The following is a 702-nucleotide window of genomic DNA, read 5'->3' as shown; positions in this document are numbered from 1 at the left end:
TCCTCGGCACGACCCCCGCCCCTCCCCGGTGTGCAAATCGCGACCAGATCCGGCCTCACGGGGCCAGAACGGGTGTTTCACAAGGTGTGTGAACGCGCACAGGTCGGGTTCGGCCCGCGGGATCCCTCTGGCCAGGTCGGGTTCGGCACAGGCACCGCCCGGCCAGGTCGCGATCTGCACACGCCACCCGCCGACGACGTCGCGATTCGCACACGACGCCCACTGACCAGGTCGCGATCTGCACACGCCTGCCACCGCCGAGGTCGCGATTTGCACACCAGCGCCACCGAGAGGGCGCGATCCGCACACGACAGCCCAGCCGAGGAGGCGCGGCTCAGGAAGCCGTCAGCGCCGGCTCGTCGAGTCGGCCGGGCGTGCAGGCCTGGGCCCAGACGACGTCGAGCGACAGCCCGAGCACACCCGCGATCGCCGCGACGGTCGCGAACGACGGGGTCGCGATGCGCCCGGTCTCGACCTTCCGCAGGGTCTCGGGTGAGACGCCCGCGGCGATCGCCGTCTCGAGCATCGAGCGCTCGCCGCGGGCGCGGCGCAGCGTCGCACCGAGTCGGCGACCGCGCTCGACCTCGGCGGGGCTGAGAGGGAGTCGGACCATGCAGCCGATAGTAGTACCGGTACGACATGGCCGGTATAGTTATCGCCAGCCGCACGCCCGCCCGCACCCCACGCCCCACACCCCCGCAC

General features: G+C 72.1%; 1 protein-coding gene. It reads right to left on the bottom strand.

Annotated features, from left to right (window positions below):
- Window positions 1-334: 334 nt before the first annotated feature.
- Window positions 335-613 (bottom strand): helix-turn-helix domain-containing protein, encoded by a 279-nt coding sequence (locus ACZ6JE_RS12525; protein ID WP_464319152.1) that lies wholly within the window; start codon window positions 611-613, stop codon window positions 335-337.
- Window positions 614-702: the final 89 nt, after the last annotated feature.

The sequence above is a fragment of the Frigoribacterium sp. AC759 genome (genome assembly GCF_979256015.1).
This window is presented reverse-complemented; position numbering and strand designations above follow the sequence as displayed.